This window comes from Burkholderia torrens (genome assembly GCF_984668525.1).
This window is the reverse complement of sequence record NZ_OZ480212.1, coordinates 2621523-2636769: the sequence shown is the minus strand read 5'-3', so window position 1 is coordinate 2636769 and position 15247 is coordinate 2621523. Positions and strand designations below refer to the sequence as shown.

Annotated in this window: 15 protein-coding genes; 7 read left to right on the top strand and 8 right to left on the bottom strand. The window is 68.0% G+C overall.

The genetic code is table 11. The features are described from left to right. Window positions 1-552 precede the first annotated feature (552 nt). A complete protein-coding gene (gene pdeR, locus AC5LXX_RS28080) occupies window positions 553-2556 on the top strand; it encodes a cyclic di-GMP phosphodiesterase (RefSeq protein ID WP_493411866.1) in 2004 nt (667 codons plus the stop codon). A gap of 49 nt (window positions 2557-2605) precedes the next feature. Here pdeR and AC5LXX_RS28075 read toward each other — a convergent pair whose 3' ends face one another. Beyond that, window positions 2606-3469, bottom strand: coding sequence for a crotonase/enoyl-CoA hydratase family protein (locus AC5LXX_RS28075; protein ID WP_124451348.1), 864 nt, complete (start codon window positions 3467-3469; stop codon window positions 2606-2608). A gap of 402 nt (window positions 3470-3871) precedes the next feature. Here AC5LXX_RS28075 and AC5LXX_RS28070 point away from each other — a divergent pair, with 402 nt between their 5' ends. Further along, a complete protein-coding gene (locus tag AC5LXX_RS28070; RefSeq protein ID WP_493411865.1) occupies window positions 3872-5842 on the top strand; it encodes an APC family permease in 1971 nt (656 codons plus the stop codon). Between the two features lie 29 nt (window positions 5843-5871). Further along, a complete protein-coding gene (locus AC5LXX_RS28065) occupies window positions 5872-6399 on the top strand; it encodes an OmpA family protein (protein WP_493411864.1) in 528 nt (175 codons plus the stop codon). Window positions 6400-6488: 89 nt separating this feature from the next. On the opposite strand, the gene AC5LXX_RS28060 is transcribed toward AC5LXX_RS28065, so the two are convergent. From AC5LXX_RS28060 to AC5LXX_RS28050, 3 genes are read right to left on the bottom strand one after another with little or no spacing between them, the layout of a single operon-like run. After that, window positions 6489-6647: a hypothetical protein gene (locus AC5LXX_RS28060; RefSeq protein ID WP_322082286.1), complete on the bottom strand. Its 159-nt coding sequence runs from the start codon at window positions 6645-6647 to the stop codon at window positions 6489-6491. A 43-nt stretch (window positions 6648-6690) separates the two neighbouring features. Next, on the bottom strand, window positions 6691-6816 hold the full coding sequence (locus AC5LXX_RS28055) for a hypothetical protein (protein ID WP_493411863.1): 126 nt from the start codon (window positions 6814-6816) through the stop codon (window positions 6691-6693). Next, on the bottom strand, window positions 6813-7001 hold the full coding sequence (locus AC5LXX_RS28050) for a hypothetical protein (protein WP_493411862.1): 189 nt from the start codon (window positions 6999-7001) through the stop codon (window positions 6813-6815). Before AC5LXX_RS28050 ends, AC5LXX_RS28055 begins: the two co-directional genes overlap by 4 nt. Window positions 7002-7252: 251 nt before the next feature. Here AC5LXX_RS28050 and AC5LXX_RS28045 point away from each other — a divergent pair, with 251 nt between their 5' ends. Beyond that, entirely contained in the window at window positions 7253-9172 is a 1920-nt protein-coding gene (locus tag AC5LXX_RS28045) for a DUF3857 domain-containing transglutaminase family protein (protein WP_493411861.1), read from the top strand. A gap of 80 nt (window positions 9173-9252) precedes the next feature. Then, on the top strand, window positions 9253-9423 hold the full coding sequence (locus AC5LXX_RS28040) for a hypothetical protein (protein ID WP_185658156.1): 171 nt from the start codon (window positions 9253-9255) through the stop codon (window positions 9421-9423). 21 nt (window positions 9424-9444) lie between these two features. Here AC5LXX_RS28040 and AC5LXX_RS28035 read toward each other — a convergent pair whose 3' ends face one another. Next, entirely contained in the window at window positions 9445-10494 is a 1050-nt protein-coding gene (locus tag AC5LXX_RS28035; protein ID WP_493411860.1) for an AraC family transcriptional regulator, read from the bottom strand. A gap of 70 nt (window positions 10495-10564) precedes the next feature. On the opposite strand from AC5LXX_RS28035, the gene AC5LXX_RS28030 reads away from it, so the two are divergent. Next, window positions 10565-11767 carry an MFS transporter gene (locus tag AC5LXX_RS28030; protein WP_493411859.1) on the top strand — a complete coding sequence of 401 codons (1203 nt, stop codon included), beginning with the start codon at window positions 10565-10567 and terminating at the stop codon, window positions 11765-11767. A gap of 53 nt (window positions 11768-11820) precedes the next feature. Here the strand turns inward: AC5LXX_RS28030 and AC5LXX_RS28025 are convergent, their stop codons facing one another. Next, the gene (locus AC5LXX_RS28025; protein ID WP_493411858.1) at window positions 11821-12699 is read right to left on the bottom strand and encodes an aldo/keto reductase family oxidoreductase; all 879 of its coding nucleotides are present in this window, start codon (window positions 12697-12699) and stop codon (window positions 11821-11823) included. 105 nt (window positions 12700-12804) lie between these two features. On the opposite strand from AC5LXX_RS28025, the gene AC5LXX_RS28020 reads away from it, so the two are divergent. Further along, a complete protein-coding gene (locus tag AC5LXX_RS28020; RefSeq protein WP_493411857.1) occupies window positions 12805-13704 on the top strand; it encodes a LysR family transcriptional regulator in 900 nt (299 codons plus the stop codon). A 32-nt stretch (window positions 13705-13736) separates the two neighbouring features. Here the strand turns inward: AC5LXX_RS28020 and AC5LXX_RS28015 are convergent, their stop codons facing one another. Beyond that, window positions 13737-14582 (bottom strand): helix-turn-helix domain-containing protein, encoded by an 846-nt coding sequence (locus AC5LXX_RS28015; RefSeq protein WP_493411856.1) that lies wholly within the window; start codon window positions 14580-14582, stop codon window positions 13737-13739. Window positions 14583-14630: 48 nt separating this feature from the next. Continuing rightward, window positions 14631-15188: a carboxymuconolactone decarboxylase family protein gene (locus AC5LXX_RS28010; protein WP_493411855.1), complete on the bottom strand. Its 558-nt coding sequence runs from the start codon at window positions 15186-15188 to the stop codon at window positions 14631-14633. Window positions 15189-15247 lie beyond the last annotated feature (59 nt).

The following is a 15247-nucleotide window of genomic DNA, read 5'->3' as shown; positions in this document are numbered from 1 at the left end:
CGGCGCGGATATCCGCGCCGGTTGCACGGGAAACATTGCAACGGACTGTGGAATAAAACAACGAATTAACGCACAAACGGAATCAAAAATGACCGAAAGCCGGCACGCGGGAACGTGATCCGACCCTGTCTGGGCGGCGCCGCGAGCACCCCTTCCCGATCGATGGGCGCCGACCGCAAACGTACGACCAGAAAGGCGCTCAGCCGATTCCGCCCGTACCGTTCCGCACGGCCGCAGCCGGTCTTTTACCTGCCGCCAATCATGAAAAATCCGGCTTGCCAATCGAGTCCCGATTCCTTGACACTCCGCTCTAAATGTGAGTGCCAATCTTCATCGTCATTTGATAAGATGGCTCTCATCATTCGTTAGGCAGAACCTGCGCGCATCGCGCGCGAACGCCGGGTCGCATTAGCTGGAAACAAGTACGGGACGAGGACCGCTGTCATGGCAATTGCGGCTGCCCTGTCGGGCACGCGCACTGTGCGTGCCCGGGAAGGCGGTTGGCCTTCTCCTCCGTCTAAACTGTGCGTTTTTTCTGGATCGGGGCGCTCCATGGATGACGAAAACGATAGCGCGGTGCTCGAGGCGCACGTCGGTACGCGCAGCCCCTGCTGGCGTCTCGGCAGCGACAGCAATGCGCTCGAGCTGGCCGCCGTGCGCGGCCTGACCAACGTCGCGGTTGCGCTGACGGGCGAGCAGGCCGCGCGCATCCGGGCGCTGACAGGCGTCACGTCGCACCTCGTGCTCGACATCACGCTGTTCGGCAGTCCGGTCAGCCTCCATCTCGTCGGCAGGAAGGTCAACACGACCGACTGGGCCGGCACGGCCTCGGCCTATTCCGATACGGTGTCCGTCGCGGCCGACCTCTCGCACGGGCTCGCGTTCGCCGAGCAGGTCGTGTCCGAAGTGAATTCGCTCGTCGTGATCCTCGACCGCAACGGAATGGTGCAGCGCTTCAACCGCCTGTGCGAGGAAGTGACGGGCAAGCGCGAGGTCGACGTGATCGGCCGCAGCGCGTTCGAGCTGTTCATGAGCGCCGAGCAGGGCGCGCAGTCGCGCACCAACATCACGGGCTTTTTCGCGAGCAACCAGTCATACGCGGTCGAGCGCTACATCAACACGGTCAATGGGCCGCGCCTGTTCCAGTTCCGCAACAAGTTCGTGCAGAGCGGCAGCGGCATCGAAGAGCAGTTCCTGATCTGCTCGGGCATCGACATTACCGAGGAGCGCCACGCGCAGCAGCGGCTCACCGAGCTCGCGAACACCGACGTGCTCACCGGGTTGCCGAACCGCCACGCGATCAGCGAGCGCATCCATACGGCGATCGCCCACGAGAGCGAGCAGGCGCGCGGCCAGGTCGGCATCCTGTTCCTCGATCTCGACAACTTCAAGCGCGTCAACGATCACTACGGGCACATCACCGGCGACCGCCTGTTGCAGGACGTGTCGGCGATCATCAGCGGCTGCCTGCCCTCCGGCGCGACGCTCTCGCGGCTCGGCGGCGACGAATTCCTCGTGCTGTTCGAACATGGCACGCGGCCGCTGCTCGAAGCGACCGCGCAGATCATCCTTGAGCGGATGCGCACGCCGATCCACCTCGGGCTGATGGAGGTGTACACGAGCTGCTCGATCGGCATCGCGATGTATCCGCAGCACGGCGATTCGCTCGAGACGCTGATCCGCAGCGCCGACACCGCGATGTACGTCGCGAAGGAAGAGGGCAAGCATACGTACCGCGTGTTCTCGCTGGAGATGAACCAGAAGGTCGCGAAGTACATGTGGCTCGACACGAACTTGCGCAAGGCGCTCGAGGAAGAGCAGTTCGTGCTGCACTACCAGCCGGTCGTCGACATCGCGACGGGTGACGTCCATAGCGTCGAGGCGCTGATCCGCTGGCAGTCGCCCGATCGCGGGCTCGTCGCGCCGATCGAGTTCATCCGTTTCGCGGAAGAGTCGGGGCTGATCGCGCCGCTCGGGCGCTGGGTGATGCGTACCGCGGCCGCGCAGGCTGCCGCGTGGAAGGCGAAGGGGTTCGGCATCCGGATCGCGGTGAACCTGTCCGCGCGGCAACTGCAGGACATGAACATCGTCAACCAGTTCGCATCGATTCTCGACGGCGCGGGGCTGAAGCCGGGCCTGCTCGACATCGAGCTGACCGAGAGCTGTTTCATCGAGGACGAGGAGGCGGCGATCGGGCTGATGCGGCAGTTCCGCCAGCTCGGCGCGGAGATCCACCTCGACGATTTCGGCACCGGCTATTCGTCGCTGTCGCAGCTGTCGCGCCTGCCGCTCGACGCGATCAAGCTCGACCGCACCTTCATCACGGGCATCGACCGCAATCCGCGCTCGCAGGCGCTGGTGCGCTCGGTCGTGTCGCTCGCGAAGGCGCTGAATTTCGCGGTGATCGCCGAAGGCGTCGAAACGCATGCGGAAGCCGATTTCCTCAAGCAGCTCGACGTCGATCACGCGCAGGGCTACTACTACGCGCGGCCGATGCCGGCGCAGGCGTTCGAGGCTTGGCTCGCGGAGACGAGGAAGCTCAGGCTGATCGCCTGAGCGTCGTTCCGGAAAAAGGCGCCGCCGGCCATCGGCGGCGCCCGTCGCATTACACCGTGCGCAGCTTCGACACGCGCCGGTTCTGCAGCATCACCAGGCGTTCCATGTAGGCGAGGTCCTTCGGCTCGATCGTGAACGCCGCATGCACCCACGCTTCCGTGATGTCCATCAGCTCCGAGCGCGACAGCTGGAACACCCGCTCGCGGGCGCGCAGCATCGCGCGGATGCCGTTCAGCTTGGGCTTCGCCACGTCGATGAAGGTGCGCGTCGCCAGATACGCATCACCGGCGTCGAACGTCTCGTCGATCAGCCCCTGGTCTTCGTACCACTCGGCCGCATGCGCTTCGCCGGTCGCGATCAGCGATTCCGCGAGGCCGCGGTTCGTCTTGCGCGCGACCAGCGAATAGCCGCCCATGCCCGGGAACAGGTTGAACGCGATCTCGGGGAACCCGAGTTTCACGCCCTTCTGCGCGAGCACGTAGTGATGCGCGAGCGCGGCCTCGAAGCCGCCGCCGAGCGCGCTGCCTTCGACCATCGCGATCGAGATCGCACCGGTGCCGAAGCCCGTGTAGATCTCGTACACGCCGTCGATGCACGAGCGCGCGTAGGCCATCAACTGGTCGCGCCGGCCGCTGCGGATCGCGTCGACGAAGAAGCTCAGGTCGCCGCCGACGTTGAACAGCTCGGGGACGAGCGAGCCCGTCACCCAGAAGTCGAACGTGAGGCCCGAGTCGCGTGCGACGCGCGCGAGATGGATGATGTCGGTAACGAGTTGTTGGTTGAAGCACGGCCGCGGCTCCGATCGCAGCATCATCCACATGACATTACGGCCTTCTTCGTAAAAGGCGGTCAGTTGCGACAGTTCGCCGGCTTCGTAAAACGGGCGGCACGCCGGATGGGATTGGAGTTGCATGGTATGTCCTCGTGAGATGTGGTTTTTGACGACCATCGCGCCCGGTGCCATGCGGGGAATCGGGTTGCCCACAGGGCGCCGGGCGCGAGGCATCGCCATTGTTGCGCGCGCACAAAAGACGAACTGCGGGGAACAACGCACGACCGGGACGCGGTCAGCGATTGCATTCGGGCGGACGGGATGGGCGGGACGCACGGCCGGCGGCGGGTTCGCCGGCTCGCGCGCACGTGTTCAAACGGGCGTTCCGGCGCGTGGCCGCCGGCGCCTTGCGCTTACACGCTGAAAGCGGCGCCGTGCCGTCGGCCGCGGCTCATGGAATGTGCGGACTGGCGCCGCGCACGTGCGTCGATTAGCTTTAAAGGATCACGCCGCGCGTGGCGCCCGGCGCTCCGGGAGGGGACCATGACCGCATTCCAGAAGGTGTGGCAGCTGCTGGTCGGCAAGCCGCTGGATCCGCTCGATCCGCGCACGCGGCATGCGATTGCCGTGACGCCGCTGCTGGCCTGGGTCGGGCTCGGTGCCGACGGGTTGTCGTCGTCGTGCTACGGCCCGGAAGAGGCGTTTCTCGCGCTCGGCCAGCACCATGCGCTCGCGCTGTTCCTCGCGCTGGCGACGGCCGCCACCGTGTTCATCATCGCGATCGGCTACAACCAGGTGATCGAGCTGTTCCCGACGGGCGGTGGCGGCTACCGCGTCGCGACCTCGCTGCTCGGGTCGAAGCCGGGTCTGGTATCGGGCGCCGCGCTGCTGGTCGACTACGTGCTGACGGTCGCGACGTCGCTCGCGAGCGGCGTCGACGCGTTCTTCAGCCTGCTTCCGGTGAGTGCGCAGGCGTTCAAGCTCGCGACCGAAATCGTGCTGATCCTGATGATGACTGGGCTCAACTTCCGCGGGATGCGCGAGTCGATCATGGTGCTGCTGCCGATCTTCATCGGCTTCGTGATCCTGCACTTCGGGCTGATCGTGTATGGCGTCGCCGTGCACGGCAGCAGCCTCGCGATGGTCGTGCCCGACGCCGTGCACGAGGCGCGCGGGATGTCGCAGTCGCTCGGCCTGTTCGTGATGCTCGCGTTGCTGATGCGCGCGTTCTCGCTCGGCGGCGGCACCTATACGGGCCTCGAGGCCGTATCGAACAACGTGAACATGCTCGCCGATCCGCGCGTGCCGAACGGCAAGGTGACGATGTGGTACATGTCGACGTCGCTCGCGTTCACGGCCGGCGGCATCATCCTGCTGTACATGCTGTGGCACGCGCGGCCCGTCGAGGGCGAGACGCTCAACGCGGTCGTGTTCGGCAGCGTGATCGACCAGCTCGGGCTCGGTTCGGCGTTCGCGCGCCACGCGCTGCTCGCGGCCGTGCTCGCGTTCGAGGCGGGGCTGCTGCTGGTCGGCGCGCAGACGGGCTTCCTCGACGGCCCGGCCGTGCTGTCGAACATGGCGTCGGATTCGTGGGTGCCGCGCCATTTCCGCGATCTGTCGACACGCCTCGTGCGGCAGAACGGCATCATCGTCGTCGGCCTGTCGAGCCTGTTGATCCTGCTGTGGACGCACGGCAACGTCGACGTGCTCGTCGTGCTATACAGCATCAACGTGTTCCTCACGTTCAGCATGTCGCTGCTCGGGCTGTGCACGTACTGGTGGCGCCACCGCAGCGAGCGCGGCTGGTTCAAGCATTTCTTTCTGTCCGCGCTCGGGCTGAGCGTGACGGCGACGGTGCTCGTCATCACGCTGGTCGAGAAGTTCACGGCGGGCGGCTGGCTCACGGTGCTCGTGACGAGCGCGGTGATCGCGCTGTGCTTCATGATCAACCGCCACTATGCGGAGACGCGCACGCAGCTCGCGAAGGAGGACGCGCTGTTCTCCGGGAAGCCGCCGGAAGTGGACGAGGCCACCGCGCCGGGCAAGCCCGATCCGTCGCAGCCGACGGCCGTGCTGCTGGTCGGCAAGCATCGCGGTGCGAGCATGCATGCGCTGCTGTGGGTCAACCGGCTGTTTCCCGGCCACTTCCGCAATGTGATCTTCCTCGCGGTCGGTGAAGTCGATGCGAAGGCGTACGACGGGCACGAACATCTCGAACGGCTGCGTCACACGATCACCGAGTCGCTCGACTACTACGTCGCGCACTGTCGGCGCCACGGCATCGCGGCCGACTACCGGATCGCATTCGGCACGAACCCCATCGTCGAGTTCATGAACCTCGCGTCGTCGACGCTCGACGACTATCCGAACGCGGTGTGCTTCGCGAGCAAGCTGATCTTCCGGCGCGTGAACTTCCTGACCGCGTGGCTGCACAACCAGACGCCGGTCGAGCTGCAGGCGCGGCTGCATGTCGAGGGCAAGCAGATGGTGCTGCTGCCGATGAACGTCGGGTAGCGGTGCGGGCGAAGCGACGTCGTGGATCGATGACGATCCTCGCGAAGCTGCCGCGCGCGTCGGGCGATGCGTACGTGTTCGTTCACGTGATGGACGATTCGGCATCGAACAAGCGCACGCTCGTCTACGAGGAAGTCGTGGAGGTGAAGCCGATGCAGACGGGGCAGGTGAAGGTGCTCGATGCTGGTGCGCTGAAGAAGGGGCTGGCCGCGACGGGCAAGATCGCGCTGTACGGCATCTACTTCGATACCGACAAGGCGCAGGTGAAGCCCGAGTCGAAGGCGCAGCTCGACGAGATGGCGAAGCTGCTGGCCGCGAACCCGGCGCTGAAGGTCTACATCGTCGGGCACACCGACAACCAGGGGCAGCTCGCGCACAACGTCGACCTGTCGCAGAAGAAGCGCGCGGAGGCCGTCACGCAGGCGCTCGCGACGACGTACCGCGTCGCGCCGGCACGCCTGGTCGCGAAGGGTGTCGCATCGCTGTCGCCGGTCGCGTCCAATGCCGACGACGCGGGCCGCGCACAGAACCGCCGCGTCGAACTCGTGCAGCAGTAATTCTCGACGTCAGCCGGATGCCCGCGTCGCCACGCGGGCATCGCTCGATTCGACCGACGAATTGCCGGGTGCGTGCCGAGCCCGCGCGATCACGGGCGGTGGTGCGGATGCGAGCGCGCCGAGCGCCGCGAGGCGCGGTGGATCAGCCGGTCGCGCGTGCGGTCGCGGCTGCGCTGGATCGAGAAGAACAGCACCGCGAACACGAGGACCGCGAGCAGTACGAAGGTCTGGACGATACCGTTTCCCATGTTGCCTCCGGCACGGTAGGGACGGGAAATGCGCAACCGGCCGTCAGCCGGCGGGCATCGCGACGCCGGCGAGCGGCGTCGCGATGAAGCGCCTGGCCAGCGCATGCGGCGTGGCGCGTTCGGCGCGGCGATCGTTTCCGACCCCGTGCGAATGACGGATCGCCGTCACGTCAGCATCGGCACGGCTTCGACCAGCAGGAGACCGATCAGCGCGCCGATCGCGGCGCCGATGAGTCTCGGGTGCCACCGTTCGAGATGCAGCTTCGTCAGCAGCGCGCCGAACAGGATCACGCCCAGCAGCGTGAACAGCAGCACGAGGAAGCCGGTTTCGAAATCGCTGTTGATCACCGCCATGATACCTCCTTGCCCATGTCGGGCGCGCCGTGTTCGTCGAGACGGCGCTTGTCCTGGCGAGGTCGCGCATGCAATGCGTGCCTGTCTTGATTATAGGTTGCGCCAGGCCGTCGATCGCGCGTGGCTTGACGCTCGCCGATGCGTCACCCACACTGGGCTGCAAGGCGGTGCGCGACTGGCTCGCGTGAGCGTCGCGCGGCGCGGATCGTCCGTGCCGGTGTGTTGCCGCCGTGTTCCGAGACGAGTGCGACGTGGTGCGTTTTCTTTCCCGATCGGCCGGATTTGCGTTTGCGTGCGCCGTTGCATTCGGCGTTGTTGCGGCCGTGCGGCCGACCGCGGCCGACACGGTCGATGCGGCCGACACGGTCGATGCGGGCGACGAAGCGCCCGTCACGCTCGTCAGCGATGTCCACGAATTCGTGATCCAGCACGACGGCTCGCTCGACGAGCACGACGATTCGACGCTGCGCGCGAACAACGCGAACGGCATCGACGCCGTCGCGCAGCGCTACGTGTGGTTCGACAAGAATCTCGAGAAGGTCGACCTGCTCGCGGCCGAGACGATCGATCGCGACGGCGTCGCGCATCCGGTCGGCGCGGACGGCATCCGCGACGTGCAGGAGCCGCGCTCGGCCGGCGCGCCGACGTTCCAGGACGGGCTGTTGCGCACCGTCGTGTTTCCCGGCGTCGAAGCCGGGTCGAGCACGCGCGTGGCGTTCCGCAAGACGCGCACGAAGCCCGTCAACCGCGGCTACTTCGGCTACTACGTCGAGCCGTCGCGCGAGCCCGTCGACAGCCAGCGGCTGATCTTCGACGTACCGGCCGACATGCCGCTGCATGCGGATGCGCGCGGCTACGTCGCGCTGCCGCCGGTCACGGCGAACGGCCGCACGCGCTATGAATTCGACTACCGGCACGGCCCGTACGACCGAATCGAGAGCGGCGCGGTGGGCTACCCGACCTACGGCGACCGGCTCGTCGTCTCGACGCTGTCCGACTATGCCGCATTCGCCGCGCGCTACCGCAACGCGGCCGTCGACCCGAGCGTGAGCGATCCGGCCGTCGTGCAACTGGCGCGCGCGCTCACCGCCGATGCCGCCGATCCGCGCGACAAGGCGCGCATCCTGTACGACTGGGTGCAGGCGAACGTGCGCTACGTCGGGCTGTTCCTCGGCGAAACGGCTGCCGCGCCGCATCGCGCGACGGACATCCTGCGCAACCGCTACGGCGACTGCAAGGACCATGTCGCGCTGTTCGGCGCGCTGCTCGCGGCGGTCGGCATCCGCAGCGAACCGGTGCTGATCAATCTCGGCTCCGTGTACACGCTGCCGTCGGTGCCCGGTTACGGCGGCGGTGCGATCAATCATGCGATCACGTGGCTGCCCGATCTCGCGCTATACGCGGATACGACGACGGCCGGCATCGCGTTCGGCTACCTGCCGCCGATCGTGATGGATCGCCCGGCGCTGCTGGTCGACACGGGCGTGCTGTCGCGCACGCCGGCCACGCAGCCGCGCGGCCGCATCGCGCGGGTCGAGATCGACGCCGCGCAGCCGGGCGCCGCGCGTTTTCATGCGTACGTCGAGGACAGCGGCTGGACGGCCGAACTCGAACGCAACCTGTTTCGCCGCGCACCGCACGACCGCATCGAGCAGCTTGCGACCGAACGCCTGCGGCAAAGCGGTTTGCGCGGCCGCGCGCAACTGTCGACCAGCGACCGGCGCGTGACCGACGGGCCGTTCGACGTGACGGTCGCCGGCACGCTCGATCATTTTGTGTGGCCCGACGGCACGACCGCGCTGCCTGCGCTGTCGAGCCTCACGGGCGGGATCGCGACGCAGGTCGAGGGCTGGCTGGCCGAGCCCGTGCGCACGCAACCGTGGGGCTGCCTGGGCGGCACGTTCGACGAGACCGGCCAGATCGCGCTGCCGGCCGGTGTCGTCGTGACCGACCTGCCGGCCGACGCCGCCGTGCACGACCGCTTCGTCGACTTCACGTCGCATTACGTGTTCGACGCGGCTGCGCGCGTCGTGCAGGTCACGCGGCGGATGAAGGCGGATTTCGGCCGCCAGGTGTGTACGGCCGACGAATTCACCGCGCTGCGCGCGTCGCTCGAGCGCATCGAACGCGACACGCAGGCGCAGATCGTCGTGCGCGCGAACGGGCGTTGAGCGGGCGTTGAACGGCGCGGGCACGGCATTCGCTACGCACGGGCGAATGGCCGGAACCGGCCGACGTGCAGGAGGACATCATGACGGAACGGGATCACGAGATCGCCGAACTCTCGAAGGAATTGCTGGGCCGGATCGTGCAGGGCACGGTCGCTACCGGTGCTGCCGTGAACGCGCAACAGTGCGCGGCGCTCGCCGTGCAGTGCGCAACGGCGCTGGTCGACGCGCTCGAGGCACACAGCGGCCGTTGAGCGCTGAAGGAGCGCCGGGCGTTACGCTTCGGCGCGCACCTCGCCATCCGCGCGCACCGCGCCCGGCGGCTTGCCGACCACGCGCTTGAACGCGCGGCTGAACGCGGCCAGCGAACCGTAGCCGAGCCGGTACGCGACGGCTTCGATCGTCTCGTGGTCGCGCGCGATCCACTGCGCGGCGAGCCGCATCCGCAGCTCGGTCAGGTAGCGTACGGGCGTCATGCCGGTCGCCGCGAGAAACCGTTCGGCGAACACCGAGCGCGATACGCCCGCTTCGGTCGCGAGTTCCGCGACGCTCCAGTTGCGGCCCGGGTCGCGATGCAGCGCGACGATCGCGCGGCCGAGCTTCGGCTCGCGCAGCGCCTGCACCCAGCCCGTCGCGTCGCCGCATCCGCATTCGACCCAGCCGCGCACGATGAATGCCGCGACCACATCCGCGAGCCGTGCGAGGATGCCCGCGAAGCCCGCGCGCGCCGTGCACGCTTCGCGCTCCATCGCGTCGAGCATCGGGCGGATTTCCGGGTAGCGCGCAAGCAGCGTGCCGACGTGCATGAACTCCGGCATCGTGCCGACCAGCGGCTGCATGCCGCCGAGATCGAGTTCCATGCACGCGCTGAAGATCAGCGCATCGCCGGCGCCCGGTTCGGTCGTCGCGCAACCGGCCGGCGACGCGCCGGCCGATGCCACCGACGCGACCGTATCGCAGATCTTCGCGATCTCGAAGCCGTTGATCTCGCGGCACGGCACATCCGGATCGGACACCAGCGCGTGCATGCCGCCGTGCGGCAACAGGATCGCGTCGCCGGCCTCGAGCCGCATCGTGTCGCCCGACGCGGCGCGCAGCAGCACGGGCCCGCGCACGATGAAATGGAACTGCGCGCGGCCCGTCCCGTGGCCGAAATTCAGCCCGAACGGCCGTGCGACCTGGATGCGGCGGTACTGGACGCCGCTCAGGCGCATCCCCAGCAACAACTCGCTGACGAGGTCGTGCGTGTCGGGAATCGGGGGCAGAAGTGGCTCGGACATAGCGAGATTCGGACGAACGATCAATAACGACGGATTGTATGTCATAGACCGTCCTGACGTGGTTCCTTACGATACGCCCTCATCAGTACTTTCCCTAACCGACACGGAACCCCGCATGAATCCCGGAATCTCCTCGGCCGCCTCGACGGCGGCCCCCCGCGAACCGGCCTGGGGCGCGGTATTCGCGATGACGCTCGGCGTGTTCGGGCTCGTCACGGCTGAATTCCTGCCGGCGAGCTTGCTCACGCCGATGGCCGACAGCCTCGGCGTGACCGAAGGCGTGGCCGGGCAGGCCGTCACGGCCACCGCGACGGTCGCGCTCGTCACGAGCCTGCTGATCTCGGCGCTGACGCGCACGATCGACCGGCGGCGCGTGCTGCTCGTGTTCTCGGTGCTGCTCGTCGCGTCGAACCTGGCGGTCGCGTTCGCGCCGAACCTGGCCATGCTGCTGGTCGGCCGCGTCGTGCTCGGCATCGCGCTCGGCGGCTTCTGGACGATGGCGACGGCCACCGCGATGCGGCTCGTGCCGACGGCGATGGTGCCGCGTGCGCTGTCGATCATCTTCAGCGGCGTGGCCGTCGCGACGATCGCGTCCGCGCCGATGGGCAGCTACTTCGGCCACCTGATCGGCTGGCGCAACGTGTTCCTGATCGCGGCCCTGCTGGGCGGCATCGCGTTCGTGTCGCAGATCCTCACGCTGCCGTCGATGCCGCCGAGCGGCACGACGCGGCTGCGCACGCTGATCGACGTGCTGCGCCGGCCGACCGTCGGCCTCGGGATGTTCGCGACGATCCTCGTGTTCACCGGGCATTTCGCGTTCTTCACGTATCTGCGGCCGTTCCTCGAGCAGGTGGCCGGTGTCGGCGTGAACGGGCTGTCGGCGATCCTGCTCGGCTACGGCATCGCGAACTTCGTCGGCACGTCGCTGGCCGGCCGCGTGCTCGAACACCGGCTGCGGCCGATGCTGATCGGCATGCCCGCGTTGATGGTCGTGCTCGGCATCGCGCTCGTCGCGCTCGGCCGCGCGCCGATGATCGACGCGGTGCTCGTCGCGTTGTGGGGCATGGCGTTCGGCGGCGTGCCCGTCGCGTGGTCGACGTGGGTCACGCGTACCGTGCCCGATGAAGCGGAGAGCGCGGGCGGGCTGATCGTCGCGGCGATCCAGCTGGCGATCGCGACGGGCGCGGCGGCCGGCGGCGTCGTGTTCGACGCGAACGGCGCGGCCGGCGTGTTCGTCGGCGCCGCCGTCGTGCTGGCCGTCGCGGTCGCGACGATCGTGACCGGCGTGCCGAAGCGGGTTGGCGTGGTCGCGTCCTGACCGGCCGAGCGGCACGCGTGGCGCGGGCCGTCGGGCCTGCGATCGTCCGCGCGTCAGGCGGCGTCGGCGCCCGCGATGCGGTCGAGTTCCGCGAGCGCGTCTGCCGGCAGGTCGAGGTCGGCTGCCGCGAGATTCTCGCGCAGATGTGCGACCGACGACGTGCCGGGAATCAGCAGCAGGTTCGGCGCGCGGCGCAGCAGCCACGCAAGGGCGACCTGCATCGGCGTCGCGCCGGTACGGGCCGCCACGCCGGACAGCGTCGACGACTGCAGCGGCGAGAAGCCGCCGAGCGGAAAGTACGGCACGTACGCGATGCCGTCACGGGCAAGCGCGTCGATCAGCGCATCGTCGCCGCGGTGCGCGACGTTGTAGTGATTCTGCACGCAGACGATGTCGCAGATCCGCCGGCCTTGCGCGACCTGCGCGGGCGTGACGTTGCTCAGGCCGATGTGCCGGACGAGCCCGCGCCGCTGCAGCTCGGCGAGCGTGGCCAGCGGCGCTTCGATCGATCCTTCGGCCGGCCCGTGCGGGTCGAACATGATGCGCAGGTTGACGACGTCGAGCACATCGAGCCCCAGGTTGTGCAGGTTGTCGTGCACGGCCCGTTCGAGTTCGTCGGACGCGAACGCGGGCAGCCACGATGCGTCGTCGCCGCGGCGCGCGCCGATCTTCGTGACGATCACGAGATCGTCGCGATACGGATGCAGCGCGTCGCGGATCAGCCGGTTGGTGACGTGCGGGCCGTAGAAGTCGCTGGTGTCGATATGGTCGACGCCGGATTCGACGGCTTCGCGCAGGACGTTCAATGCTGCTTCTCGATCTTTGGGCGGGCCGAATACACCGGGGCCCGCGAGCTGCATCGCGCCGTAGCCGATCCGTTTGACGCGGCGATCGCCAAGCTTGAAGGTGGCGGTATGGCGAATATCGGGCATGACCGTACTCCTGTCGAAGAGATGAATGAATACGTTCAGCATAGGGACGAGTCATCTGCGCGATAAGCCGTCATAATCCGCACGGGTTGTACGAAAAGGCGAACAATGCAAGCCGATCTGGGTGATCTGAATGCGTTCATGGCTGTCGCGCGCGCCGGCGGGTTCCGCGACGCCGCCCGCGTGACGGGCCTCAGTGCGTCGGGGCTGAGCGAGGCCGTGCGCCGGCTGGAGGCCCGGCTCGGCGTCCGGCTGCTGCACCGCACGACGCGCAGCGTCGTGCCGACCGAAGCCGGCGAGCGTCTGCTCGCGCGTCTCGGCCCCGCGTTGACCGAAGTGGCGGCGGCGCTCGACGGCATCGGCGAATTCCGGGGCCGGCCGACGGGCACGCTGAAGCTCAATGTGCCGCTCAGCGCGTCGCGGCTCGTGCTGCCCGCGATCGTGCCGCGCTTCCTCGATGCGTACCCGGAAATCCGTCTGGAAGTGATCGCCGACGAAAATTTCGTCGACGTGCTGGCGGCCGGATGCGACGCGGGCATCCGCTACGACGATCGGCTCGAACAGGACATGATCGCGGTGCCGATCGGCCCGCGCATCCAGCGGTTCGCGACCGCGGCGGCTCCCGGCTATCTCGACCGCCATGGCCGGCCGCGGCATCCGCGCGACCTGCTCGATCATCGGTGCCTGCGTGGGCGCTTCGCGAGCGGCGTGATGCCGGCGTGGGAATACGAGCGCGACGGCGAGGTCGTGCGGATCGAGCCGGCCGCCGGGCCGCTGCTGGTGCAGATCGGCGGGGCGACGGAGTTGCTGGTCGATGCGGCGATCGCCGGTACGGGTATCGTGTATCTGTTCGAAGACTGGCTGCGCCCGCACCTGGAGAGCGGTGTGCTCGAACCTGTGCTCGAACCGTGGTGGCGGCCGTTTTCAGGTCCGTTTCTCTATTATCCGGGGCACCGCCTCGTGCCGCCGGCCCTGCGCGCATTCGTCGATTTCATCAAGGCGTCCTGAACGTGGCGGGCGGGCGATGCCCGGCCCGCCGCTCAGCGCACCGGCGCGTGCGCGTCGAGCAACTGCCGGTGGCGCGCGTCGGTCGCGTCGTCGGCCGGAAACATGCACTCCATGCGCAGTTCCTGCGCGGCCGCGCTTTGCGGCGTACCGACCGTCGTGATCAACGAGAAGTAACGCAGCACGACGCCTTCGTGGATGAAGCCGATCGGGACGACCGGCAGCGACGGCGCGGCGGCCGGCGCCGGCGGCGTCTTCCAGTCGCGCGGGGTAGCGGGGCAGGCGAGCAGGTCGTCGAGCAGCTGCCGGGTTTCGTCGTCGATCACGCGGCCGACCGATTCGCGATGCACACGCTGCAGCAGGCTGCGCGACGCGGTGCCCCAGTCGGCGACGAACGGCTGCATGCCGAGCGGATCGAACATCAGGCGCAGCAGGTTGCGCGGGCCTTCGCGTGCCGCCATGTCGATGAAGCAGCCGAAAAAGCGCGGTGCCGCATCGTTGGTCATCAGCACGTTCCAGTGACGGTCCATCACGATCGCCGGGAACGGCTCGTGCTGGCGCACGACGCGTTCGAGCGCGCGAATCACGCCGTGCATCTCCTGCGCGTCCCACGGTGCTTCCGAATACACCGGTGCATAGCCGGCCGCGAGCAGCAGCGCGTTGCGCTCGCGCAGGGGCACGTCGAGCGTCTGTGCGAGCGTCAGCAGCGTATCGCGGCCCGGCACGCTGCGCCCGCTTTCGATGAAGCTGATCTGGCGCTGCGAGATGCCGGCGTCGAGCGACAGGTCGAGCTGGCTCACACCGCGCACGTCGCGCCAGTAGCGCAGCAACCGGCCCAGTTCGTGCGGCGGCGAGTCCGGATCGCGGCGGGTGGCGTTCATCGGATGTCCCTGGTCGTTCCGTGATCGACGCGAACGACTATATCGGACTCACGCGGCCCGCGCATGCCACGCGAATGCGTCGAACGGCGCTTCGAGCGCGGGCCGCGCGACGCTGCCGACGTAGTTCGTGATCGTCGAGGCGGCGACGACCGCGATCACTTCCAGCAACTGCTCGGCACTGAATCCGGCGTCGAGGAACGACTGCCGGTCCACCTCGGCGATGCGGCCGCGCGTGTCGATCAGCGTGCGTGCGATGGCCGACAGCGCGGCCAGTTTTGCGTCGGCGGGCAGGTCGCCGCGCCGGATCGCGTCGACGTCGGCGGGCGCCACGCCCTGTTTCAGCGCGAGCGCGGTGTGGAACGCGACCGGCCATTCGCTCGCGTTCGTGACCGCGTTGGTGAGCAGCAGCGTCTGGATCTGCGGCTCGGTGAGGCTGCTCGCGTGCACGCGCTCGAACAGGCCGATGAAGCCGTTGATCAGCACCGGCGACGCGGCCATCGCCGCCGCGATGTTCGGGACGATGCCGAAGGCTTGCTGGAGTTGCTGGAGAACGGGCTTCGATTCGGCCGGCGCGGAATCGATCGTATGAAGCGGATAGGCGGACATGATGTTTCCCGGATGATGAGCGCCGCCGGAATGGCGGCGCGACATCCGAAGCGTAGGAG

Bases quoted from the DNA above. Each gene is read 5' to 3' on its own strand.
- AC5LXX_RS28035 (WP_493411860.1), bottom strand. From the start codon at position 10,494: ATGACATACAATCCGTCGTTATTGATCGTTCGTCCGAATCTCGCTATG.
- AC5LXX_RS28070 (WP_493411865.1), top strand. From the start codon at position 3,872: ATGACCGCATTCCAGAAGGTGTGGCAGCTGCTGGTCGGCAAGCCGCTG.
- AC5LXX_RS28060 (WP_322082286.1), bottom strand. From the start codon at position 6,647: ATGGGAAACGGTATCGTCCAGACCTTCGTACTGCTCGCGGTCCTCGTG.
- AC5LXX_RS28065 (WP_493411864.1), top strand. From the start codon at position 5,872: ATGACGATCCTCGCGAAGCTGCCGCGCGCGTCGGGCGATGCGTACGTG.
- AC5LXX_RS28040 (WP_185658156.1), top strand. From the start codon at position 9,253: ATGACGGAACGGGATCACGAGATCGCCGAACTCTCGAAGGAATTGCTG.
- AC5LXX_RS28050 (WP_493411862.1), bottom strand. From the start codon at position 7,001: ATGGCGGTGATCAACAGCGATTTCGAAACCGGCTTCCTCGTGCTGCTG.
- AC5LXX_RS28015 (WP_493411856.1), bottom strand. From the start codon at position 14,582: ATGAACGCCACCCGCCGCGATCCGGACTCGCCGCCGCACGAACTGGGC.
- pdeR (WP_493411866.1), top strand. From the start codon at position 553: ATGGATGACGAAAACGATAGCGCGGTGCTCGAGGCGCACGTCGGTACG.
- AC5LXX_RS28030 (WP_493411859.1), top strand. From the start codon at position 10,565: ATGAATCCCGGAATCTCCTCGGCCGCCTCGACGGCGGCCCCCCGCGAA.
- AC5LXX_RS28025 (WP_493411858.1), bottom strand. From the start codon at position 12,699: ATGCCCGATATTCGCCATACCGCCACCTTCAAGCTTGGCGATCGCCGC.
- AC5LXX_RS28020 (WP_493411857.1), top strand. From the start codon at position 12,805: ATGCAAGCCGATCTGGGTGATCTGAATGCGTTCATGGCTGTCGCGCGC.
- AC5LXX_RS28010 (WP_493411855.1), bottom strand. From the start codon at position 15,188: ATGTCCGCCTATCCGCTTCATACGATCGATTCCGCGCCGGCCGAATCG.
- AC5LXX_RS28075 (WP_124451348.1), bottom strand. From the start codon at position 3,469: ATGCAACTCCAATCCCATCCGGCGTGCCGCCCGTTTTACGAAGCCGGC.